The 21584-nt window shown below is 63.8% G+C and carries 27 protein-coding genes; 11 read left to right on the forward strand and 16 right to left on the reverse strand.

Annotation, left to right across the window (positions count from 1 at the left end):
- Positions 1-157: 157 nt before the first annotated feature.
- Positions 158-2164 carry a DNA primase gene (gene dnaG / locus SO140_RS15530; protein ID WP_474798495.1) on the reverse strand — a complete coding sequence of 669 codons (2007 nt, stop codon included), beginning with the start codon at positions 2162-2164 and terminating at the stop codon, positions 158-160.
- A gap of 162 nt (positions 2165-2326) precedes the next feature.
- On the opposite strand from dnaG, the gene SO140_RS15535 reads away from it, so the two are divergent.
- Positions 2327-2890 (forward strand): chlorite dismutase family protein, encoded by a 564-nt coding sequence (locus SO140_RS15535; protein ID WP_449377429.1) that lies wholly within the window; start codon positions 2327-2329, stop codon positions 2888-2890.
- Here the strand turns inward: SO140_RS15535 and SO140_RS15540 are convergent.
- The 3 genes from SO140_RS15540 to SO140_RS15550 form a co-directional block, all read right to left on the reverse strand.
- On the reverse strand, positions 2887-3282 hold the full coding sequence (locus SO140_RS15540; RefSeq protein WP_474798493.1) for a gamma-glutamylcyclotransferase family protein: 396 nt from the start codon (positions 3280-3282) through the stop codon (positions 2887-2889). The genes SO140_RS15535 and SO140_RS15540 overlap by 4 nt on opposite strands.
- Before the next feature lie 117 nt (positions 3283-3399).
- Positions 3400-4215, reverse strand: a complete 816-nt coding sequence (locus SO140_RS15545) for a transglutaminase-like domain-containing protein (RefSeq protein ID WP_474798491.1) — start codon at positions 4213-4215, stop codon at positions 3400-3402.
- A complete protein-coding gene (locus SO140_RS15550) occupies positions 4216-5127 on the reverse strand; it encodes a transglutaminase family protein (RefSeq protein ID WP_474798489.1) in 912 nt (303 codons plus the stop codon).
- 92 nt (positions 5128-5219) lie between these two features.
- Between SO140_RS15550 and SO140_RS15555 the strand changes: the two genes are divergently transcribed.
- Complete coding sequence (locus SO140_RS15555) at positions 5220-6023, forward strand: N-formylglutamate amidohydrolase (RefSeq protein ID WP_474798487.1); 804 nt, start codon at positions 5220-5222, stop codon at positions 6021-6023.
- Positions 6024-6026: 3 nt separating this feature from the next.
- Here SO140_RS15555 and SO140_RS15560 read toward each other — a convergent pair whose 3' ends face one another.
- The 3 genes from SO140_RS15560 to SO140_RS15570 all read right to left on the reverse strand — a co-directional run bounded on the left by SO140_RS15560 (position 6027) and on the right by SO140_RS15570 (position 8873).
- Positions 6027-6647, reverse strand: a complete 621-nt coding sequence (locus SO140_RS15560; protein ID WP_084801570.1) for a LysE family translocator — start codon at positions 6645-6647, stop codon at positions 6027-6029.
- Between the two features lie 235 nt (positions 6648-6882).
- Positions 6883-7425: a hypothetical protein gene (locus tag SO140_RS15565; RefSeq protein WP_474798485.1), complete on the reverse strand. Its 543-nt coding sequence runs from the start codon at positions 7423-7425 to the stop codon at positions 6883-6885.
- A gap of 2 nt (positions 7426-7427) precedes the next feature.
- Complete coding sequence (locus SO140_RS15570) at positions 7428-8873, reverse strand: LVIVD repeat-containing protein (RefSeq protein WP_449377434.1); 1446 nt, start codon at positions 8871-8873, stop codon at positions 7428-7430.
- Between the two features lie 203 nt (positions 8874-9076).
- Between SO140_RS15570 and SO140_RS15575 the strand changes: the two genes are divergently transcribed.
- From SO140_RS15575 to SO140_RS15585, 3 genes are all read left to right on the forward strand, one after another.
- Positions 9077-9391, forward strand: coding sequence for an ArsR/SmtB family transcription factor (locus SO140_RS15575; protein ID WP_449377578.1), 315 nt, complete (start codon positions 9077-9079; stop codon positions 9389-9391).
- Entirely contained in the window at positions 9384-9848 is a 465-nt protein-coding gene (locus SO140_RS15580) for an SRPBCC family protein (RefSeq protein ID WP_474798482.1), read from the forward strand. Before SO140_RS15575 ends, SO140_RS15580 begins: the two co-directional genes overlap by 8 nt.
- Positions 9849-9921: 73 nt before the next feature.
- Positions 9922-10434 (forward strand): SRPBCC family protein, encoded by a 513-nt coding sequence (locus SO140_RS15585; RefSeq protein WP_449377436.1) that lies wholly within the window; start codon positions 9922-9924, stop codon positions 10432-10434.
- 163 nt (positions 10435-10597) lie between these two features.
- On the opposite strand, the gene SO140_RS15590 is transcribed toward SO140_RS15585, so the two are convergent.
- The 5 genes from SO140_RS15590 to SO140_RS15610 form a co-directional block, all read right to left on the reverse strand.
- Positions 10598-11371 carry a DUF2189 domain-containing protein gene (locus SO140_RS15590; RefSeq protein WP_449377437.1) on the reverse strand — a complete coding sequence of 258 codons (774 nt, stop codon included), beginning with the start codon at positions 11369-11371 and terminating at the stop codon, positions 10598-10600.
- 160 nt (positions 11372-11531) lie between these two features.
- Positions 11532-11972 (reverse strand): hypothetical protein, encoded by a 441-nt coding sequence (locus tag SO140_RS15595; protein ID WP_449377438.1) that lies wholly within the window; start codon positions 11970-11972, stop codon positions 11532-11534.
- Between the two features lie 154 nt (positions 11973-12126).
- Entirely contained in the window at positions 12127-12594 is a 468-nt protein-coding gene (locus SO140_RS15600) for a MarR family winged helix-turn-helix transcriptional regulator (RefSeq protein WP_474798479.1), read from the reverse strand.
- A 26-nt stretch (positions 12595-12620) separates the two neighbouring features.
- Positions 12621-13766 (reverse strand): epoxide hydrolase family protein, encoded by a 1146-nt coding sequence (locus SO140_RS15605; RefSeq protein ID WP_498542772.1) that lies wholly within the window; start codon positions 13764-13766, stop codon positions 12621-12623.
- 135 nt (positions 13767-13901) lie between these two features.
- Positions 13902-14357, reverse strand: coding sequence for a GatB/YqeY domain-containing protein (locus SO140_RS15610; RefSeq protein WP_449377439.1), 456 nt, complete (start codon positions 14355-14357; stop codon positions 13902-13904).
- 235 nt (positions 14358-14592) lie between these two features.
- Here SO140_RS15610 and carA point away from each other — a divergent pair, with 235 nt between their 5' ends.
- From carA to SO140_RS15630, 4 genes are all read left to right on the forward strand, one after another.
- Positions 14593-15783, forward strand: coding sequence for a glutamine-hydrolyzing carbamoyl-phosphate synthase small subunit (carA, locus tag SO140_RS15615; protein WP_474798477.1), 1191 nt, complete (start codon positions 14593-14595; stop codon positions 15781-15783).
- A gap of 158 nt (positions 15784-15941) precedes the next feature.
- Entirely contained in the window at positions 15942-16466 is a 525-nt protein-coding gene (locus tag SO140_RS15620) for a hypothetical protein (protein ID WP_474798475.1), read from the forward strand.
- Positions 16467-16521: 55 nt separating this feature from the next.
- Complete coding sequence (locus SO140_RS15625) at positions 16522-16947, forward strand: YeeE/YedE family protein (RefSeq protein ID WP_449377442.1); 426 nt, start codon at positions 16522-16524, stop codon at positions 16945-16947.
- Between the two features lie 9 nt (positions 16948-16956).
- Positions 16957-17409, forward strand: coding sequence for a DUF6691 family protein (locus SO140_RS15630; protein ID WP_449377443.1), 453 nt, complete (start codon positions 16957-16959; stop codon positions 17407-17409).
- 58 nt (positions 17410-17467) lie between these two features.
- On the opposite strand, the gene SO140_RS15635 is transcribed toward SO140_RS15630, so the two are convergent.
- Both SO140_RS15635 and SO140_RS15640 read right to left on the reverse strand, forming a co-directional pair.
- Entirely contained in the window at positions 17468-17779 is a 312-nt protein-coding gene (locus SO140_RS15635) for a helix-turn-helix transcriptional regulator (RefSeq protein WP_474798472.1), read from the reverse strand.
- Positions 17780-17802: 23 nt separating this feature from the next.
- On the reverse strand, positions 17803-18459 hold the full coding sequence (locus SO140_RS15640; protein ID WP_474798470.1) for an AraC-like ligand-binding domain-containing protein: 657 nt from the start codon (positions 18457-18459) through the stop codon (positions 17803-17805).
- A gap of 176 nt (positions 18460-18635) precedes the next feature.
- Between SO140_RS15640 and SO140_RS15645 the strand changes: the two genes are divergently transcribed.
- Entirely contained in the window at positions 18636-19412 is a 777-nt protein-coding gene (locus SO140_RS15645; protein WP_474798468.1) for an outer membrane protein, read from the forward strand.
- A gap of 7 nt (positions 19413-19419) precedes the next feature.
- On the opposite strand, the gene SO140_RS15650 is transcribed toward SO140_RS15645, so the two are convergent.
- Positions 19420-19950: a Dps family protein gene (locus SO140_RS15650; RefSeq protein WP_449377446.1), complete on the reverse strand. Its 531-nt coding sequence runs from the start codon at positions 19948-19950 to the stop codon at positions 19420-19422.
- A 114-nt stretch (positions 19951-20064) separates the two neighbouring features.
- Here SO140_RS15650 and SO140_RS15655 point away from each other — a divergent pair, with 114 nt between their 5' ends.
- Positions 20065-20769, forward strand: a complete 705-nt coding sequence (locus tag SO140_RS15655; protein ID WP_474798466.1) for a class I SAM-dependent methyltransferase — start codon at positions 20065-20067, stop codon at positions 20767-20769.
- Between the two features lie 356 nt (positions 20770-21125).
- Here the strand turns inward: SO140_RS15655 and SO140_RS15660 are convergent, their stop codons facing one another.
- On the reverse strand, positions 21126-21503 hold the full coding sequence (locus SO140_RS15660; protein WP_474798464.1) for an ArsR/SmtB family transcription factor: 378 nt from the start codon (positions 21501-21503) through the stop codon (positions 21126-21128).
- Positions 21504-21584 lie beyond the last annotated feature (81 nt).

Below are 21584 nucleotides of genomic sequence, written 5' to 3' on the forward strand. Positions count from 1 at the left end.
GATTTATTCCTGACGCGTCTGTTTTGCCTGCGGCCGCCTGTTGGCCAAAGTGCTACAAGACCGTTAAGCCTCGATTAACCCTGTTTCTGCCGCCAAACCTTGGATTTGGCGAGTCTTTTTGCGGTTCCGGCCCCGGCCGTCCGCATGATTCTTCGTTTCACACGCTCTTCTGAAACCGGCCCGACAGCTCGCCAAAACCCTCGATCAGGGCCTCGGTACCGTCGACCTCGGCCATCCTGGCCTTGACGTCACGCAGCCACGCCAAATTGGCCTCGCTGGGGTCTTCCCCCAAGGCCAGCTCGGCATCCTTCAGCTCCCTAAGTAGTGAATGCCACTGCCGATGCAAGGCGACGAGCTGATTCCATGTGGCAAGAACGTCATCCCGCGCCGCGCCCTCACGGGCCCCGAACACGGCCTGGGTCGTGATGGCTCGCTCAACCCTTTGAAGTAGCGGAGAAAATCCACTCCGATCGAGGTCGGCACGCATCTTCTCGGCCTGCTCCGAGGGGTCCGGGCTGTGGTGATGGTCGTTGGCGAAGGCCGCGATAATACCGGCGCGGAGCTTGTGGGCCTCGGGGTGGGCAAGCTCCAGCGCGGCCACCTCCTCCAGATGGTCGTGCAGCAGCCAGGGGTGGTTGATCAGGCTTTGCAGGATCAGCGCTTCCCGCCGGGAGATTGCGCTGCGCTGTCCTCGCATGATCGGGCTTGCCGCAAGCTGCGGGCTCGCCGCCTGGTAGGGGCCGGAGGGGAGCGAGGTGGGAATCGGGCCGCCGCGGCGCCCCTGGCCGGCGAATCGATTCGCACCGCTCCCGCCGCGAGGCTGGAAGGAGCGGCCGGGTTGCGAGCGGAAATTACCGCGACCGGCGAAGCCGCCGCGGCCACCGCCTTCAGGCGCAAAGGTGCGCTGGAGGCGCTCGGCCAGATCCTGGCGATAATAGCGGCGCACGACCTCGTCGCGGATGCCGTTGCTGAGTTCATTGATGCGCGCCTCCAGCGCAGCGCGGCGCTCGGGCGTGACAAAGCTGCCGCCTTCGAGTTCGCGCGACCAGATCACGTCCGCAAGCGGGCGCGCCGCCGCGATCACTTCCTCGACCGCGCCGCGGCCGCCGGAGCGCACCAGATCGTCTGGGTCCTGCCCCTCCGGCAGCAGCGCGAAGCGCAGGCTCTTTCCGGGCGCGAGGAATGGCAAGGCGAGGTCCGCAGCACGATAGGCCGCCTTCTGCCCGGCCTTGTCGCCATCGAAGCAAAGGATCGGCTCGTCCGCCATCTTCCAGAGCAGAGCGAGCTGGCTTTCGGTCAGCGCGGTGCCGAGCGGGGCGACACTGCCTGCAAAGCCCGCGGTGACCATGGCGATGACGTCGACATAGCCTTCGACCACGATCAGCGCCGCACCGTCATGCGCAGCTTTCCGCGCGGTGGCGTGGTTGTAGAGATTGTCGCCCTTGTGAAAGAGCGGCGTCTCCGGCGAATTCAGGTATTTGGCCGGGACGTCCTTCTCCAGCGCCCGCCCGCCGAAGGCGATGACGCGGCCGCGCAAGTCCGTGATTGGAAACATCACGCGATCGCGGAAGCGGTCGTACGGCACGGGGATATCGTTGCCTGCCACGAGCAGGCCGGTCTCGACCATGTCGTCGACGGAAACGCCCTGCTTGCCGAGATACTCCTTCAACGCGAAGCGCTCGGGTGGTGGCGGCGCATAGCCGAGGCGGAATTGCAACTGCGTCGCAGGCGAGACGGCGCGATCGGCGAGATAGCCCCGCGCCTTGGCGCCGAGGCGGGAGGCCAGCGTCTCGGCAAAGAACTTTGCGGCGAGCTCCATGACGTCATGCAGTGTCCGGCGCCGCTGCTCATGCCGCGCGGCATCCGGGGTTGCCGCCGGCAGCGGCAGGCCCGCCATGTTGGCAAGCCGCTCGACCGCTTCGCCGAACGGCAGGCCGTCGGTCTCCATCACGAAGTTGATGATGTCGCCGTGCTTGCCGGAGGAGAAGTCGTGGTAAAAACCCTTCTGGTCGTTGACGTAGAAGGACGGCGTCTTCTCCTGCTGGAACGGCGACAGCCCCTTCCACTCGCGCCCCGCCTTCTTCAGCTTCACGCGCTTGCCCACGACCTCGGAGACCGAAAGCCGGGCACGCAGCTCGTCGAGGAATTGGGGCGTGAAGCGCATAAGGTGATTCTAGACGTGAGTCGGGGCCCTGTGCCAGCCGGCTAGGCATATAGGGCTGGCTCACGGAAATACGACGGTCGTGGGGTTTCTCCCGGATATTCACAGGGGCTTTCCCGCCACGTCGCGCTTGAACCCCGCAGTGTTCCGCGCTTCCATGCTCCGATGTTCACGACCTTTCGAGGCGGCCACAGCGGGGGTTGGCGCGTCACCTCGATCTCACCCGTGAAGGGTGATCCCCTGCCATTCATGCCGGCGCTGTCGGTGGTCGACAGCGAGGCGGCCGCGCTGCCGCTTGTGCCCTCGCGCAATTCGTGGCGTCTGGTCGGCGTCGCAAGCTATCTCCGCTACACCGAGCGCGCCGAGAAGGAGCAGCTTGTCGCGGTGCAGGCCGGGCTCGGCCGCCCCGAGGCGACTTGCGCCGCGCTGATCCCGATCCGCAAATCGCAGGCCTGGTGGGACCTCACGGCCGAAGAGCGGCGCAGGATCTTCGAGGACAAGTCACACCATATCGCCAGCAGCCTGCGCTTTTTGCCGGCGGTCGCGCGGCAGCTCTATCACTGCCGCGATCTCGGCGAGCCCTTCGACTTCCTGACCTGGTTCGAATTCGCACCGGCACACGCCTCGCTGTTCGAGGAGCTGGTCGCAATGCTGCGCACGACCGAGGAGTGGTCCTACGTCGAGCGCGAGGTCGACGTGCGCGTGGTGCGCGAGGTGCTGGCGGGCTAGTCCTCGAGGAATCTGCCGGACGCGATGCGGGGCAGGTCCATGACCGGCCAGTTGTAGACGTAGGTCCAGGCGTTCTCGGTTGCGCCATCTGCGAGCGTGACGTCGATGAGCGCGCGCAGATATTCGGTCGGCTCGGGAAAGCCCTCGCCGCAGGCCTCATACATGTCGAGCTCGCGCAGCAACTCGTCAGGCGCGCGGAGGCGAAAGAGTTCGCCGTGCACGAGGTCGGACGGTGTGTCCGATAGCAGGAGCCCCGGATAATGCTTCACGAGAACGAGCCGGCCGCGGCAGGTCGCATCCCCAAGGAAATCAGCATGCGCCGCCAAGAGCCGCGCCATCGGATGGTCGAAGCCGCGCATCAAGGTGCCGTAGACGAAGAGACGATCGGTCATGGGGTGTCTATAGCCGTCAATTCTACGGAACAACAGCGCCACCCCCTCAATGTCGTCCTGGCGAAAGCCGGGACGACATTGGGAGGCATTGCCTATCACCGACGGTGGCGCGACGGCTCACGCCGCCTTCACCACCTCATCGCTGACCACCTCGAACTTCTTCAACTCCATCCGGCCAAAGCTCGTCGACAGCGCGACGTCGGCAGCGTCGCGTCCCGTCGCCATCAGGATGCGGCCGATGCGCGGGACATTGTGGCGGGCATCGAAGGTGAGCCACTTGCCAGAAAGATAGACCTGAAACCAACCGGAAAAATCCATCGGGAACGGCTCGGCCGGAATGCCGATGTCGCCCATGTACCCGGTGCAGTAGCGCGCCGGAATGCCCATGCAGCGGCAGAACGCGACCGCGAGATGCGCAAAGTCGCGACAGACGCCGGAACGGCTTTCATAGACGTCGTGCGCTGACTTCATGTGATGGGCGTGCTCATAACCGAAGGTGACGTGCTGGTGCACGAACTCGGTGATCGCGCAGACGCGCTTCCAACCAGGTTCACTTTTGGCGAACAGCGACCAGGCGATGTCGGTGAGCTTGTCGGTCTCGCAATAGCGGCTCGGCATCAGATAGAGCAGCAGCTCGTTGGGCAGCTGCTCGATCGGCAATTGCTGCGCGGTCGGCATCACCTCGTCCGCCAGGCCGGTGTCGCGCACCAGCGCGCTGCCTTTCAGCGTGACGCCACCCGCGGGTGCAACCAGGCGGCCGCAAACATTGCCAAAGCTGTCATGATAGAAGCGGATCGGCACATCTGGCTCGGCCACCACCGTCTCCTTGCCGACGATGTCGGCCTGGCGCGAGGGGTGGATGTTGAGCATGATCACCATCGGCGTCGACTGTGGCGCAGCGTAAGCAATCTCGAAGCCGACCTTGATGTCCATCTACAATACCTCTGGCTCCAGCTCTTCGTCGGTCTCTTGGTCGTCCGAGACCACCTTGATGTTCACCTCCATGGCCTCGAACGCCTCGGCCGAGCCGAGATAGACCCCATGCAGCGGGATCGCCTGGCGCGGATCGCGGGCCACCGCGACGCGGATCAGATCGCGCGTGCCGACGATGCCGTTGGTCGGGTCGAACTCGATCCAGCCCGCGCTCGGCAGGTACACCTGCACCCAGGCATGCGTCGAGCCGCCGCCGACATGGCGCGTCTCGAGATCCTCCGGCACGAAGATGTAGCCGGATACGAATCGCGCGGCGATGCCGAGCCGGCGCAGCGCCTCGATCATGAACAGCGCATAGTCGCGGCAGGTGCCGGTGCCCCTTTGCAGCGTATCGAGCGGATGCTGCGTGCCCTGCTCGTGACGCTTGCGATACTTGAAGGCCTTGCGGATGCCGTGCGTCATGCCGCTCAGGATCTTGAACGTCGGCGTCGGCGCCTCCTCGTCGAGGAAGCTGCGCGCCCATTCCGACAGCCCGCCGTCGGCATCGGCATATTGCGGCGTGATGTAGTGGCCGAGATCGGGGAATTCCTCGTCGTCATAGACGAAGGGATAGAAATAGGCCGGATCGTCCGGCGTCAGCGCGAACTCCTCGACCGGATTGTGCTCGACGGTGACGTGCCAGTCGAACGTCAAGACGTCCGCGCGCTCGTCGAAATTCGCGATCGCGACCGAGTTGCCGAACACGTCGTGGATCCAGTGCAGCGACATCGGCTGAGGCGAGATATGAAGCCGGCTGTCGAGCACGCGCAGATCATGACTGTCGCGCGGGCGCAGCATGATGCGATGCTCGCCGAACGCCACCGGGCGGTTGTAGCGATATTCGGTCTTGTGATGAATCGTGAGCAGCGGCATCGTTAGGCAATCATGGTGATTCTGGACCGGCTAATCTATAGCGTTGGCTGCTCAATTTTAAGAGCGGGGTGCATTTTCCATAGGCAATCAGGATGGTTTTAGAGGCGGCCGGCACGACGAATCAGCTTCTCGGCAAAGGCGATAGTCCGCCGGTGCACGAGACGAATGCGGCAGGAGGCGCGCCCTTCCTGCTCACTTGCGATCATTACGGGCGCGCGCTGCCGCACGCGCTCGGCGATCTCGGCGTCGCCGAAAGCGAGCTGACACGACACATCGCCTGGGACATCGGGATTGCCGGCGTCGCCGAGCGGCTCGCTGGGATGCTTGATGCGCACCTTATCGCACAGCGCTACTCGCGGCTCGTGATCGACTGCAACCGCCCGCCGGGCGTCGCAAGCTCGATCCCCGTGATCTCGGAGGCAACGGCGATCCCGCGCAATGAGGGGATTTCGGAAGGAGAGCGCGAGGCGCGACGCCGCGAGATTTTCGATCCCTATCACGGCCGTATCAATGCGGTGATCGACGCGCGCGTTCATGCAAAGCGCCCGACCGTGCTGGTCGCGCTGCACAGCTTCACGCCGGTCTACGCCGGCGTTGCGCGCCCCTGGCACATCGGCACGCTCTATCACCGCGACACCGTGCTGCCGCACCTCCTGCTCAAACATCTACGCAGCGAGAGCGATCTCGTCGTCGGCGACAACGAGCCTTATGCGGTGAGCGACCTAACCGACTACACCATCCCCGTCCACGGCGAGGCCCGCGGCCTCCTGAACACCGGCATCGAGATCCGCCAGGATTTGATCACGGACCAATCCGGCCAGCAGCGATGGGCGGAACGGCTGGCGAGGATTTTTGCCGAGGTCGAAGCGGAGCTGCGGGCGGAGAGGTTGGTGTAGCCCTCACTTCGCCCTTGTCAGCGCCAGCCAGATACCGCCACCGATCATGAAGCCGCCGGAGACGCGCGACATCATCCGCGTGCGGCGCGCCGAGAAGAATTTTCGCGCGCGGCCGGCAGCCGTGGCATAGAGCGCGTCCGTCATCGCTGCCGTCACCATAAACGTTGCACCCAGCAGCGCGACCTGCGGGAAGTGATCGCGGTTCATGTCCATGAACTGCGGAATGAAGGCGCCGAAAAACACCAGCACCTTGGGGTTCGACAGCAGCACCAAGAAGCCTTGCAGGAAGAAACCGCCGCGCGGCGGCGCCGGCGGCTCGTCGACCTTGACGCCCTCGACCGGCGCCCAGATCAGCTTGATGCCGAGCCAGATCAGATAGGCGGCACCGGCAAAGCGTACCCAGTCGAACCAGTAGCCCATGGTCGCCATCAGTGAGGTCAGCCCGATCGCGACGACGCCGATCACGATCGCCAGCCCCGCCTGCGCGCCCGCAACGTTGGTCAGCGCCGCCCGGGTTCCATGCCTGAGGCCATTGGCGATGACGAGCGTGACGATCGGACCAGGCAACAGCGCCAGCGCAATGCAGGCAGCGACGAAGGCGAGATAGGCTTGCAAGGACATCATGGGGCGGACTCGCTGAGGGAGTTGTCGTCGAATTAATGCACGTTTGGTGCGGCGGCGAAAGCTCGACGTGTGTCGCACGCAGAATCCACAAACGCCACCGTCATACCCCGCGCAGGCGGGGTATCCGGTACGCCGCGGCCCCTCCGTATCCCGTGACCGTCTCTACAATACTGGATCATCCGCTTTCGCGAAAGCGGGTGATGACGGCGGTGCGAGCGGCACGATCGTGCGCCTCTCACCTTCCGTCCAGTGCCGCAATCATCCATCGCTTCATCTCCTGCGTCTCCAAGAACTCAATCGCGGCGCGCTGCATCGCGCGCACCTCGCCTGCGCCCTGCACCACCGCGACCAGCAGATCGCAGCGACGCGACAGGGCAATGCCGATCGCCGTATGGCGCGCACCGTCCGACATGTCGAGATCGTAATGCCCGGCGCGGCCGTACAACTTGCCGACGCGCACCGCTTCGCCCGGCGCTGTCGCTGCAAAATGCGGGTTGATCAAGTCGAGATCGGCCACGCGATCGACCTCGTCATCATCGACGACGCCACGGTCGCAATTGCAGAAGCCGAGCTTTGCGCGGACGTAGAGCTCGGTGCCCGCGCAAGCCCCACCGCAGCGAAACGCACGGCCCGCAGGCCAGCCATCACGCGGGAACGGCCAGGCGGTCTCCCGCCAATGGACCGATGTCTCGGCCGGCACCGGCGCGAGTTGATACGCGCCGACCCCGGACGCGCCGAGCGCGATTGCGGAGGCCAATATGATCGCCGCGCGCCGCATCGTCAGTTCTTCGGCAGGCCGGCGACGGCGCGTGCGGAGCCCGTCAGCTCCAGAATGTGCAGGCCGGTGTTGGCGCGATCGACGATGTAGATGTAGCCGCGGTCATCGGTCTCGACATTGTTGGTCTGGATCGCGACCTTGCAGCGCTCGCCGCCTTCGATCGGGATGCAGCGCTTGTCGGTTGCCTGTGTGATCGCCGGGATGAAATAGCCGACCTCCTTGGGGTGGTAGGGATCGCGGATATCGAGCGCGCGTACGCCGGCATTGAAGAAGGCAATGAAGGCCATCCTCTTGTAGTAGACCGGCGCCATGCTCTCATTCGACGAATGTGAGCCGAAACGGCCCCCGCGCTGGCAGAACTGCCCGCTCGCCTCGGGCACCGTGTAGCTCGAAACGATCATCGGCCGCACTTCGGTCGTAACGTCGGCGAACCACACCATCTGCCGCGCCTCACCGCATTCGTTCAATATCGCCTCGTCGACGATCATCACGATATCACGCGTCTTGCCGTCCTTGTCCTCGGCGAACTCGGCGACGGGCATGTCGAGCATCGGGAACGTCGTATGCGCGCCGTTGAAGGCGGACATCGGCAGGCGCGCGATTTCGGGATAGCGCAGGTTCTCCGGCGTCGGCTCCTTGCCGCCGTTCAAGAGCTTCTCGCGATCGACGATCTGCAAGATGCCGCCCTTATTGGTGCCGTAGCCGAAATAGACGCGGTTGCCCGTGGGCCCGGTCGAAATCGGTCCGTGCAATTCGGTCGGCACCGCGCCGGTCGCGCCGGGCTCCTGGCCAGGCAAGCCGAAGTCGCGGACCTTTTGCGGATGTGCGGGATCGCTGAGATCATAGACCTGTGTCATGCGGCGCGTGCGCCAGTCCGGCGCACCCGAGACGAGATAGGCAATGCCGGTGTCGCATTCCCACCAGCTCTTGTGCGTGTCCTTCAGGCCGCCAAGGCGCGTGACGAGCACAGGATTGGCGGGATCGGCGACGTTCCAGATCTCATGCGCCTCGCTGCCGAAGGTGCGGAGCATGTAGACGGCATTGGCATCGCCCTTGGGCAACGACTTGCCGTCGCACACCCGCACCATCTGCGCGCCACCGGATTCGTACTTGCCCTCCTGACCCGGCAAATGGCGCAGATACTTGGGATGCGCGGGGTCCGTGACGTCGACGATCGAGGTGCCGTTCGGCTCGGCCTGACCCGTCAGCGGATTGACGGGATTGGGCACGTCGTCCGTGCCGCCGTGATGTCCGATATAGGCGATCCAGCGATCGCCCTGGTGATGAATGGTCGGCTGATAGGCGCTGCGCGCCTGGAGGTCGTTATACCCGACCAGCTTCATGTTGGAGGCTTCGGGCGGGGCGCCGATCATCTGCTGCTTCTGGGCGTGGACGGTGCTGCAAGCAAAAAGGACGAGGCAGGCAGCGAGTTGGACGCGACGAAACATGTTTCCCCCCGGAACCAATCTCCGTTGGCTGAGACAGAACGCTAACACAGGGACCGTGCCGAAAACATGATCTCGAGATCAAGGCAGTGATTCCGGAAACCATGCAGCGGTTATCCGGAATTGCGAGATTCCGGGTTCATCGCTGCGATGCCCCGGAATGACGACGCTTGACATGCAACTATTTGGTTGCCTATTATCCCGCCATGGATGAGGTCTTCAAAGCGCTGGCCGACGCCTCGAGACGGTCGCTCTTGGACAGGCTTCACGCCAAAAACGGCCAGACGCTGAACGAGCTCTGCGAGGGCCTGGAGATGACGCGCCAGGCCGTCACCAAGCACCTTGCCATTCTCGAAGAAGCCAACCTGGTCACCACCTTCAGGCACGGCCGCGAGAAGCTGCACTACCTCAACCCGGTGCCGATCCATCAGATCGGCGAACGCTGGATCAAGAAATTCGAGCGCGGGAAACTCGCCGCGCTCAGCGAGTTGAAACGTCAACTGGAGAAGCGCGATGAGTAAGCCGAGTTATGTGTACGTGACCTACATCGAGACCTCGCCCGAGGCGCTGTGGCAGGCGTTGACCGATGGCGATTTCACCGAACGCTACTGGTTCGGCCATCGCATCACCTCGGACTGGAAGCAAGGCGCGCCCTACCGTTTCACCAACAACGGCAATCCGACGGTGGAGGGCGAGGTCATCACCTTCGATCCAACAAGGCGGCTCGCCTATAGCTGGCACAATCGCAAGCCCGAAGCCGCGGGCGAAGGGATCTCGCGCGTCACCTTCGATCTCGAACCTCGCGGCAAGGTCGTCAAGCTGACGGTCACGCATGACCAGCTCGGTGAGGACGGCAAGACCCTGCGCGACATCTCCGGCGGCTGGCCGATGGTGCTGTCGAACCTGAAGAGCTTGCTCGAGAGCGGCCGCACCATCGAGATCGTGCCGCCAGGTTATTCAAAGAAGGACGCCGCGTAATGCCGCGGCCCGAATTCGTCTATGTCACTTATATCGGGACCACGCCGCCGGTGGGCATCGAGGGATTTGAATAATGAACATCGATCAGTTCAAACCGCTCACGGTCTACACCATTTACATCGCATCCACGCCTGAGAAAGTGTGGGAGGCGCTGACCTCGGCCGAGTTCAGCCGGATGTATTTCTTCGGCAATGCGGTCGAGGTCGAGCCACGGCTCGGCGGCGCGTTCACCGTGCGCACGCCGGACGGCGCGTTGCATATCAGCGGCGAGGTCCTCGCATACGAGCCGCCGCGAAAGCTCTCGGTCACCTTCAACGTCAACTGGCCCGAACTGATCGAGAAGCTCGGGCCGACGCTCGTCACCTACGAGATCGAAGAGGCCGGCGACGCCGTCCGGCTCACCATGAGCGAAGGCCACGACCGGCCGCTCAGCGACGACATTCTTGCGGGCGGACGGCAGGGCTGGCCCGCGATCCTGTCGAGCCTCAAGAGCCTGCTCGAGACCGGCAAGCCGCTGGTGGTCAAGATGGGCCCGCCGCAACGAATGCTGGACGCGCTGAAGGCGATGGGCATCAAGACGCCGTAGTGGCCGCAAGCTCCGCCGTCGTCCTGGACAAGCGAAGCAAAGCGGAGCGCTGATCCAGGACCCATTACCCCAGGGAGATATTTGGCGAAGACTCGTTGTTACGACGCGCCACGACTCCTTCCTGGGGTAATGGGTCCTGGCGTTCGCCAGGACGACAGCATGACTACGGCACCGGCGCGACGATGCGGCGGTAGAGATGCCAGGTCGCATGTCCGAGCACCGGCAGCGTCACGACCAGTCCAAGAAAGTACGGCAGCGCCGACACGATCAGGAGCATCACGATCACGGCGGCCCAGCCGATCATCGGCAAGGGGCTGGTGACGACCGCACGCACGCTCGTCACCATCGCGGTGACGAAATCGACATCGCGATCGAGCAGCAGCGGAAACGACACCACCGTTAGCGAGAACAGGATCAACGACAGCGCAGCACCGACCGCATTGCCAATGGCGAGGAACAACAGGCCCTCATTGGTGGTGAGCACTACCGTCATGAATTCCTGCAAGCTCGAGAAGGAAGCGTGCAGCCCGAGCAGCAGCGCGATCAACAGCCGCACCTGGTACATCCAGACCACAAACATGAACAGCGTGACGAAGGCCATCCACCCGATCTCGCTGCGCGAGCGTATCGTCGACCAGATCGCACCGAAAGAAACGGGCTCACCTCGCTCGCGGCGCCGGCTGACTTCGTAAAGACCGATGGCGACGAACGGTCCGATCAGCGCAAAACCTGCTGCAAGCGGATAGACGAGATAGATCAGCCCGAACGCGGTGAGGCAGAGCAGGATGGCGACGCCGCCGGCGGCATAGAGCACGCCGAAGCAAAGCCCGTACAGCGGCAGCGCCTGAAAATCTCGCAGGCCTTCGGCCAGCGCCTCCGCGATGTCGGTCGCGGCCACAGGGCGCACCACCGGATCGACTTTGCCCGAGATGGACATCGGCTTCCTCCGCGAATCCCCCTCGCGCGATCTTTGCCGCGCGCGGTATTCTTGGCGCCAATGATAGTCCGCTCTCGAAGAGCGTGCACGGGAGAGTTGAGCGGTCAGCAGATACCGCAATTGTCTTTCGGGCACTGTGCCGCTTGATCTTCGCCCTTGGTCAGGGGTGCGCCGCGAGCAGGAGCGCCACAGCGAGATTGGCCACGAACAACGCCGCGTCGATGACGAAGATCCTGAGCATCGGCCCCTTCAACACGGGCCAGTAAGCTACCCCGACGCGACCGCCGCGCATCAGGACCGGAAGATTATAAGCGAACTGGCTAAAGTGGCAGGCGGCGAAGAACAGGAACAAGACCAGTTGCGCTTCGATCGGCTGGAAGAACGGCGGCCGAACGACAAGATAGAGCGAAAGAATTCCGATCGGCAGATTGATCCCGCCCAAAAACGCCACGCTGGCCGACAAGGTCGGCGCGATCGGATTGCCCCGCTCCTCGCGCGGCACGAGAATCTTCAGTGTATTGCGCTGCGCTATGCTGAACTGGATGAAGGCACCGCCGAACCAGAGCGCGTTGAAGAGCAGAACGAAATCCGAAAATCGCATGGTTACTTTCCGTACCAATTCGCGCCCATGCCTCGACAGACTCTTCGGCGGCCGCGCGATCCATTGTCTGTCCGCTCTTGGCGCCGCCCTCCCCCGGTTCGCGACCAGGAGATTGGCAAAGGCCGCTTTTCATGTCAACTAAGTTGACTTGATATCAGTTGCTGTCGGCGATCGCCTCCATGACAGCCATCCATGCGGCAGCACCAGGCGCCCCGACGCGCTCGAACGCCTGGCGCAGTACCTTGCGCTCATGGTCCGATGCCCTTTGCTCGATGCGTTGCCCCGCCAGCGTCAGGCGCAACAGTTTGGAGCGATGCTGCTCGGGCGAGCGCTTCGCGGTCAGGAGCTTACGCTCCATCAACAGCTTGAGCGGCCGGTTCAAGGCCTGCTTGGAAATGCCGAGCGTCTCGATCAGCGAGCCGATTGCGATATCGGGCTGGCGGGCCACCACGTAGAGGATACGATGGTGCGGGCGCGACAGGCCCTGCTTCGCAAGATACTCGTCGGCCAGGAGCGTCATTCCGCGCCAGCCGTAATACATGAGCTCAAGCGCCGCATCCAGATCGTGCAGCTTCTCGAGTGAAGCGCGGTGAAGACCCGCGGCATGAGACATCTTTGGCATCATCTGACTGCGTCGATTGAACGAGTTCATCCCCGCATCCGCACCGTCGCGAAGAATTTTCGCACGTCGCGCACGAACAGGTCCGGTTGCTCGAAGGCGGCGAAATGGCCGCCCTTCTCCATCTCGCTCCAGTGCGTGATGTTGTGGAAATTGGGCTCCATCCAGCGGCGCACGGGCGCGATGATCTCCTTGGGGAACACCGCAACGCCCGTCGGCACCTTGACGACCGGCGTCGTGCGGCGCCTGCCAAAGCTCTCCCAATAGAGCCGCGCCGAGGAGGTCGCCGTTTCCGTCGCCCAATAGAGCATGACGTTGTCGAGCAGCTCGTCCTTACTGAAGATGTTTTCGGGATGGCCGTTGCAATCGGTCCAGGCCCAGAACTTTTCGAGGATCCAGGCCGCCTGCCCGCTTGGCGAATCCGTGAGGCCATAGCCGAGCGTCTGCGGCCGCGTCGATTGCTGCTTCGCGTAGCCGGCGTCGAGATCGACATAGTGCTTCAGCCCGGCGAGCGCCCGCTTCTCCTCGGCCGTCGGCTCGCCCTCGACCTTCGGCGCCGAATTGAAGGCGAGCGTGATGTGGATGCCGGCGCAATGCTCACCGTCCTGCGCGCCGAGAGAAGTCGTCACTGCCGAGCCCCAATCGCCGCCCTGCGCGCCGTAACGTGTGTACCCGAGGCGGTCCATCAGTTTCACCCAGGTCGCCGCGATGCGGTCAACGCCCCAGCCGGTCGCCTTGGGTTTCGCCGAGAGGCCGAAGCCCGGCAGCGACGGGCACACCACGTGGAAAGCATCAGCCGGATTGCCGCCGTGTGCGGCGGGATCAACCAACGGCGCTATCACCTTCTGGAATTCGACGATCGAGCCAGGCCAGCCATGCGTGATGATCAGCGGCAGCGCGGCCGGCTCTTTCGAGCGCGCATGGATAAAGTGGATGTCGAGCCCGTCGATCTCGGTGGTGAACTGATCGAAGCGATTGAGCTTTGCCTCCCGCGCACGCCAGTCATAATCGTTGGCCCAGTACCCGCAGATCTCCTTGATCCACGTCAGCGGCGCACCCTGGCTCCAATCGTCGACCAGTTCCGCCTCTGGCCACCGCGTGCGCGCAAGGCGCGATCTGAGGTCGGCGAGGATATCGTCGCTGATAGCGATGCGAAACGGCTTGATCGCGCTGATCATCGGTTGCCTCCCCCAGTTTTTTCATCATTCCGGGCGCGCCTCTTGGCGCGAACCCGGAATCCATTGATCAACGGATTCGGTGGCACGATGGATTCCGGGCTCGACGCTTGGCGTCGCCCCGGGATAACGGTCCTATCCAGTCAGCGCCGCCTTCACGAGTCCACTCGCCTTCGCGAAATCCATCTGCCCGGTGTACTTCGCCTTCAACGCGGCGATCACCTTGCCCATGTCCTTCATGCCGACGGCGCCGGTCTCGGCGATTGCATCGGAAATCGCCCTCTTCACGTCATCATCCGACATCTGCTTGGGCAGATAGGCCGAGATGACGGCGATCTCCTCGCGCTCCTGCGCGGCGAGTTCTGCGCGGCCGCCTTTTTCATAAAGTTCGACCGCCTCCTGACGCTGCTTGATCATCTTCTGGAGCACGCCGAGCAACTCGGCATCGCTAAGCGGCGGCTTGCCGTTGCCGCGCGCCTCGATGTCGGCGTTCTTGATGGTCGAATTGACCATGCGCAGCGTGCCGAGCTTGCGCTCGTCCTTGGCCTTCATGGCCTCTTTCACCGCAGCGTTGATGTCGTCGCGCATCATGGTCCTGGTTCCTTCAATTGTGTCGCGCCTGATTTAGGCCGTTCGCCCCGGGGAGGCCAGACCGGAAGATGAGAGGTTTCGGTCCATTATTTCCCCAGTCGGCGCCAATTTGGCGCAAAATTGCGGTTCGGACGCCGCTCCCGCCCGAGCGGGCCTGCCAAATATGCAAAAACGCATGTGAATCAGCGCTTCTCCGCTTTGACGGCAGCGCCGCGCCGGACTATGTAGCGGGCTCATGACACAATCCGAAAACGATCCCGCCTGGCCGGACCATAAACCGACCGCGCTCCTCGTGCTTGCCGATGGCACGGTGCTCGAAGGCTTTGGCCTCGGCGCCGAAGGACACGCCGTCGGCGAGGTCTGCTTCAACACCGCGATGACCGGCTATGAGGAGATCTTGACCGATCCGTCCTATGCCGGGCAGCTCATCACCTTCACCTTCCCGCATATCGGCAATGTCGGGACCAACGAGGAAGACATCGAGACGGTGAACATGGCCGCGACGCCTGGCGCGCGCGGCGTGATCCTGCGCACCGCCATCACCGATCCCTCGAACTACCGCGCCACCCGCCATCTCGACCAGTGGCTGAAGGCGCGCGGCATCATCGGCCTGTCCGGCATCGACACCCGCGCGCTGACCGCGCTGATCCGCAGCAAGGGCATGCCGAACGCCGTGATCGCGCACGCGAAGAACGGCGAGTTCGACCTGCACGGCCTGAAGGAAGAAGCGCGCGAATGGCCCGGCCTCGAGGGCATGGACCTCGTGCCCTTGGTCACCTCGGGTCAGCGCTTCACCTGGGACGAGACGCCCTGGGAATGGAATCAAGGTTTCGGCCGCCTGGACAATCCTGCGTACAACGTCGTCGCCATCGACTACGGCATCAAGCGCAACATCCTGCGCCTGCTCGCCGGAGTCGGCTGCAAGGTGACTGTTGTGCCGGCGACCACATCGGCCGAAGACATCCTGGCGATGAAGCCGGATGGCGTATTCCTGTCGAACGGCCCGGGCGATCCGGCCGCGACCGGCAAATACGCCGTGCCGGTGATCCGGGAAGTGATCAAATCGGGCACGCCGACGTTCGGCATCTGCCTCGGGCACCAGATGCTCGGCCTCGCCGTCGGCGCCAAGACCAAGAAGATGCATCAGGGCCATCACGGCGCCAACCATCCCGTTAAAGACGAGACCACGGGTAAGGTCGAGATCACCTCGATGAACCACGGCTTTGCCGTGGACGAGAAGACGCTGCCGAAGGGCGCGACGCAGACGCACGTGTCGCTGTTCGATGGCTCCAATTGCGGCATCCAGCTCGACGGCAAGCCGGTGTTCTCGGTGCAGTACCACCCCGAGGCCTCACCCGGCCCACGCGACTCGCACTATCTGTTCCAGCGCTTTGCCGATCTGATGCGCGAGAGAAAACGGGCGTAAGCCCTTCGCGCAATCGCTGCCACGACATCATGCCCGGGCTGGTCCCGGGCATCTTTGTTCCGCCATTCCTCGGCGCACGAAGCGCGAGCCCGGAATGACGAGGGAACGTCAATTCACGCGGGTCGTTGAACCCTGCTATCCCAATGCAGGAGCCCGTCATGTCCGCCGTCCACGACAATGCCGAGCCGCTAGCGATCGTCTTCGAAGACGACGGCCTCGTACCGAACAACATCCTGCCGTTCCTGGTCTATCAGGACGCGGTCAAGCTCGATCCGAAGCGCCCCGAGGAAACCATCGAAGGCCTGTTCGCGGAGAACGGCTGGGGCGGCACGTGGCGTAACGGCGTCTACGATTATCTCCACTATCATTCGACCGTGCATGAGGTGCTCGGCGTCGCGCGCGGCCACGCCCGCGTGCGCTTCGGCGGCGATCACGGTCGCGCGCTGGAGATTTCCGCCGGGGACGTTGCGATCCTGCCGGCCGGCACGGGCCATCAGCGGCTCACCGCGAGCAACGATTTCTGCGTGGTCGGCGCCTATCCGCCGGGGCCGCCGATGGATCTGGTGCGGCCGACGCTGGAGGCGCATGCCAAGGCGCTGAAGACGATTCCGGTGGTCACGGTGCCGAAGACCGATCCGGTGATGGGCGCGAACGGGCCGCTGGTGCGGTTGTGGCAGCGGTGAGCGATCGGGCGTAGAATTACGCCTAGATTGTTCGCGCTGTGACGAGGAACCACCCATGGCCACGACCTTCACTCCGATCGCCGCGCTGATCGGCGGCGTACTGATCGGTCTCTCCGCGGTGATGCTGATGGCGGTCAGCGGCCGGATCGCCGGCGTCAGCGGCATCGCGGCGCGGCTGTTGCCGCCGGTGATCGATCGCGACTGGGCGGGCCGCCTCGCGTTCCTAGCCGGTCTCGTCGCCGCGCCCATGCTTTGGCAGCTCGGGACCGGCGCGCTGCCGGCGCAGGCGATCGCGGCGGGCGGCATCATGCTCGCCAGTGCAGGCTTCCTGGTCGGCTTCGGCTCGGTCTGGGGCAATGGCTGCACCTCGGGCCACGGCGTTTGCGGCATCTCGCGGCTGTCGGTGCGCTCCATCGTCGCGACGCTCACCTTCATGGCCACGGGCGTTGCGACCACCTTCGTTGTCCGGCACCTGTTCTGAGGCGCGCACATGTCGATCCTGATCCAGTTCATCATCGGTCTCGTGTTCGGCGGCGGGCTCCTGATTTCCGGCATGGCCAATCCAGCCAAGGTCCTCAACTTTCTCGATCTCGCAGCCATCGCTGATGGCACGTGGGATCCGAGCCTGATGTTCGTGATGCTTGGCGCGGTCGCGACCGCCTTCATCGGCTTCCGCCTGGTACTGAAGCGGCCGCGGCCGCTGCTCGCCGACAGCTTTCAGCTGCCGACGAAAGCCGATCTCGACCAGCGCATCATCGCCGGTCCGGCGATCTTCGGCATCGGCTGGGGCTTTGCCGGCTTCTGTCCGGGCCCAGCCTTCGTCGCACTCGGCTACGGCACGCGCGCGTCCATGCTGTTCATGATCGGGATGCTGGTCGGCATGGCCGCCGCACGCATGCTCGCCGAGCGACAGCCGACGCTTGCAACGCCATCCTACGAGTGAAAGACAGCGGAGCAATCGTCACGGGCTGTCATGCCACGAACCAATCAGCCACGCGTCGCTACCTCTCGATATCCGAGACCGACATCGCGGCCTTGCGGACATCGGACGGCGTCGCGCCGTGGAGGCGGCGAAACGTCCGATTGAAATAAGACAGGTCGCTGAAACCCGCCTCATAGGCGATCTGCGTGATACTCAGTCGCTTATGTCGCCGGTCGGTCAACATGCGAAGGGCCTTTGCCAATCGTTGGGCAAGGACGAAGGCCGAGAACGAACTGCCGGCCTGCTCGAACAACCTGCGCAAATGACGCGGCGAAATTCCCTGGTTTGCGGCGATCATGCTGGCCGACAGGTCGTGGCGGCCGAGCGCCAACGTGATGTCCGCCCGGATCGCGCTCAAGCGGACGTCCTCCTCGCTGCGTCGCCTTGCGGCGTCCGCGCGATCCCCCCCGCGCCGATCGCGAGCGCTGCGAGGTCCGTGATGTGGGCGGACACACTGTCGGCAAGTTGCGGCGACACGAGATCGCCGCTGGCCTGCAGCAGTTCGACATATCGGCCCAGCAGCCGAAGTGCGGCATTGCCGGCCGGAATGGATCGGCCCAACGTCGACGAGAAATGCGGGACGATCGCTGCGATCAGCGGCCGCGACAGCGCCAATGTGATGAAGCTGCCGCGGTAGTGCAGGGTGCTTGTCGAGGCATCAGTTGAGGTCAGCAGACAGGCGCTGCCGACCCCAATGGCCGTCTCCTTGCCGAACTGCGTGACGGTGGCCGATCCGCCGCGCAGCATCGAGAGAACGATGCTATCCCTGCCCCTGCCCGCCAGCGCCCGTGTGACCTGGTAATGCGCCGCAGAGCGCGAGCCAACGGCGATTCCGACGCCCGGCAACGAATGAAACGTTACGTCGGCGTGGAACGGCCTATTGCCAATCGGCTCGATGTCGAAATTGCCGATATTGCGCCCGTAGATCTCGCGCCACATCGCGAGGCGCTTGTCCTGAGGAAACTCCAGCGTCGAAATGTGGACGGGCCGGAACGGCACCGGATTCGTCAAATCCCTCTCCTGCGATCGATGGTTGTTCCGTTGGGTCGACAGCCAACCGAATTTGGTTCGAACAATCCGTTGGTTGCCGTCTGGTCCGTATTGTCAGGGCCGCACAGTCCAAGCTGAGCGGCACTCGCGCCCCTAATGTCGGACATGCATCCATTTGCGGATGAAAAGGGGTGGGCATGATTGCAAATCGTATGGTCGCAGCGCTGGTTCTGGCCGGCGTCATTGGCGTTGAGGCCGAGGCATTTTCTGCCGATCTGCCGCCGGGGGCGCTGGTGACCAAGGCGCCTGCCGGTGTCGCCTACCGCTGGACCGGTTGTTATGTCGGCGCCAATGTCGGCGGCGGCTCCGGCCGTACGAGCTTCACCGACGTAAGGCCGCACCTTGCATCGCCGCTCGACCTCGGTAGCGAGCGCACCAGCGGCGCGCTCGGCGGCGGCCAGGTCGGTTGCGATTATCAGGCGGGCGGCTGGGTGTTCGGCGTTCAGGGCCTGTACGACGCCGCCGACCTGAAAGGCAGCCATCAGTTCGTCCCCGGACCGGCTCATCCGCTATTTCCCAATGTCTACGATCTCAGCTCGCGAATGTCGTGGTTCGCAACGGCGACCGCACGCATCGGCTACGCCATTCAGCCGCAACTCCTGATCTATGCCAAGGGCGGCGCCGCCTGGACGCAATCGACCGTCGACTATGCCGTTAACGGGATGGGCATCACCAGTCCATATGCGGGGGCCGGATCGCACGCCAGCTGGACGGCGGGAGGCGGGATCGAATACCTGCTCGCGCCGAACTGGTCACTGTTCGCCGAGTATAACTATCTGGATTTCGGATCGACGACGCCCACTCTGCAAGGTACCGGAGCGGCGACTGGCTTCACGACGCCGATCCAGCTGACCCGCCGGATCGACACCGCGATGTTCGGCGTCAACTACCGCTTCGGTCCGTTAGGGCCGTAGCGGGGGTTTACGCCGCGTTGCTGCCCTCCTGACGGCTCGCCTCGAACAGGAACCAGGTGCGGCGCTCGGTCTCATCGATGAAGACTTCGAGCAAGCTCGCGCTTGCGACGTCGCCGGCTTCGTCGCACACCTCGTGGGCTTTGCGCATGGCGGCTGCGACGTGCTTGTTGTCCTGCATCAGCTCGCGCAGCATCTCGCGGGGCGGGACGTAATCCTCGTCGTTGTCCTTGATGGTCTTGAGCTTGGCGACCTGGCCGATCGACTTCAGCGTGGCGCCGCCGATCTTGCGGACGCGCTCGGCGAGTTGGTCGGTGGTGGCGAAGATCGCATCCGACTGCTCGTCCAGCATCAGGTGATAATCGCGGAAGTGGCGGCCGCTGATGTGCCAGTGGAAATTCTTGGTCTTCAGGTACAGCGCGAAGGCATCGGCAAGCAGCACGTTGAGCGCTTCCGAAACCTTGTCGACCGAGGCGGATGCCAAATCGGTCGGGGTGTCGAGATCGGATGAGATCTTGTGGTTATCTGGCTTTTTGCTCACGGGAGACCTTCCTGTTAGGACGCGGACATTGACGACGTGTCGTCGCACCCCTAACGCAGGCGAGCAGCGCCGGTTCCTGCCCCGGGAACCGCTTTGCCGGGACCTTCGAAGACCATGGACGATTGGATCGACTACTACGACTCCACGCACACGATCTATGTCAGCAAGCTGCATCGCGATTTGCACTTCCAGATCATCGCGCGGGACATCATCGGCTATATCTCCTCGCCCGACGCGACGGTGCTGGACTATGCCTGCGGCGAGGCTCTGTCGGCGAGCGAGGTCGCGAATGCCTGCGGCAAGCTGATCCTGGCGGAGCCCGCGCCGGGCGTGCGTGGCCGGCTGATCGCGCGCTTTGCGCCGAACACCAAGATCCGTGTCCGCTCGCTTGAAGACGTGCGCAAGATGGCCGAGCAGTCAATCGACCTCGTGGTGATGAACTCGGTCGTCCAATACATGACGCCGGCGGAGCTGGACTCCGCGCTCTCTGTGATCCGCCGGCTCCTGAAACCTTCAGGCAAGCTGGTGCTCGGCGATATCCTGCAGCCCGAGGTCGGCATGTTCAGAGACGTGCTAGCCCTGCTGAGCTTTGGCGCGCGCCACGGCTTTCTGAAGGATGCCCTGGTCGGACTGGTCTCGACCGCGCTGTCCGACTACCGCCACCTGCGCTCGCGCATTGGACTCCAGCGCTACAGCGAGGACGAGATCACCGCCAAGCTTACGGCGGCGGGGTTTTCCGTGCAGCGCGCGCACGCCAATATCGGTCACAACCGTTGGCGCATGACCTTCATCGCGCGCCCACCCTTTGCACGCAGTTAGGGTTAACAAGGAGTGGAGGTGGCCTGCCCGACTACGATCGGTAATGATCAGGTCGGCCCGGTGGCGGAAGCGTCAACGCGAGGGCGGTGCATCGCTCTTTATCCTGGTTCAAATCCAGGCCGGGTCTCCAGCCTTCGCTGGCTCGGCCAGCTTCGGCTCGGCAAGCCCCATCGTAGCGAAGGTTGCCTCGACGAAGCCCGAAGGGCGAAGGCGGGCACGCTTCGACGGACCGTGCCAAACTCAAAATCTCGAAAACAACCCCATGCACAGTAGCCGGCGACTGCCGAGCGATGCCTCGCTGGATTTTGCGAAGGCTTTGACTCGTCGGGCAAATTGGGCGCTCTCGCGCGATCGGCTCAATTTTGGTCCGCGTCGACCACTTCGCACGCAGAGAGCAGCTGCAGCCGATCGGCATCCTTGGCGGCCGAGTTGATCACGGCATCGAGCAGGCCCGGGAAACGCGCTGCCAGATCCTCGCGGCGCAGCCGCATGAATCGGCTGGTCCCCACCACACGGGTCTGCATCAGCCCGCATTCACGCAGCTTGGCGAAGTGATAGGCGAGATTCGACTTGGCCCCGAGGCCGCTGAAGTCGCCGCAGCGCAGTTCGCTGCTGACACGTTCCTGCTGTGCGAGCTGGTAGACGATCGCCAGCCGGATCGGATCGCTCAAGCAATCGAGAACCATCGGCAGTTCGATCTGCTCGCGCGTGGGATGCAAGGGCGTGCGGCTCATGGCAAGATTATAACCATGCGGCCGATTTGCTCAATAGTTCTTGAACCAATTGACAACGGAATTGGGGCAGCGAATAGTTCA

The sequence above is a fragment of the Bradyrhizobium sp. UFLA05-108 genome (genome assembly GCF_059803455.1).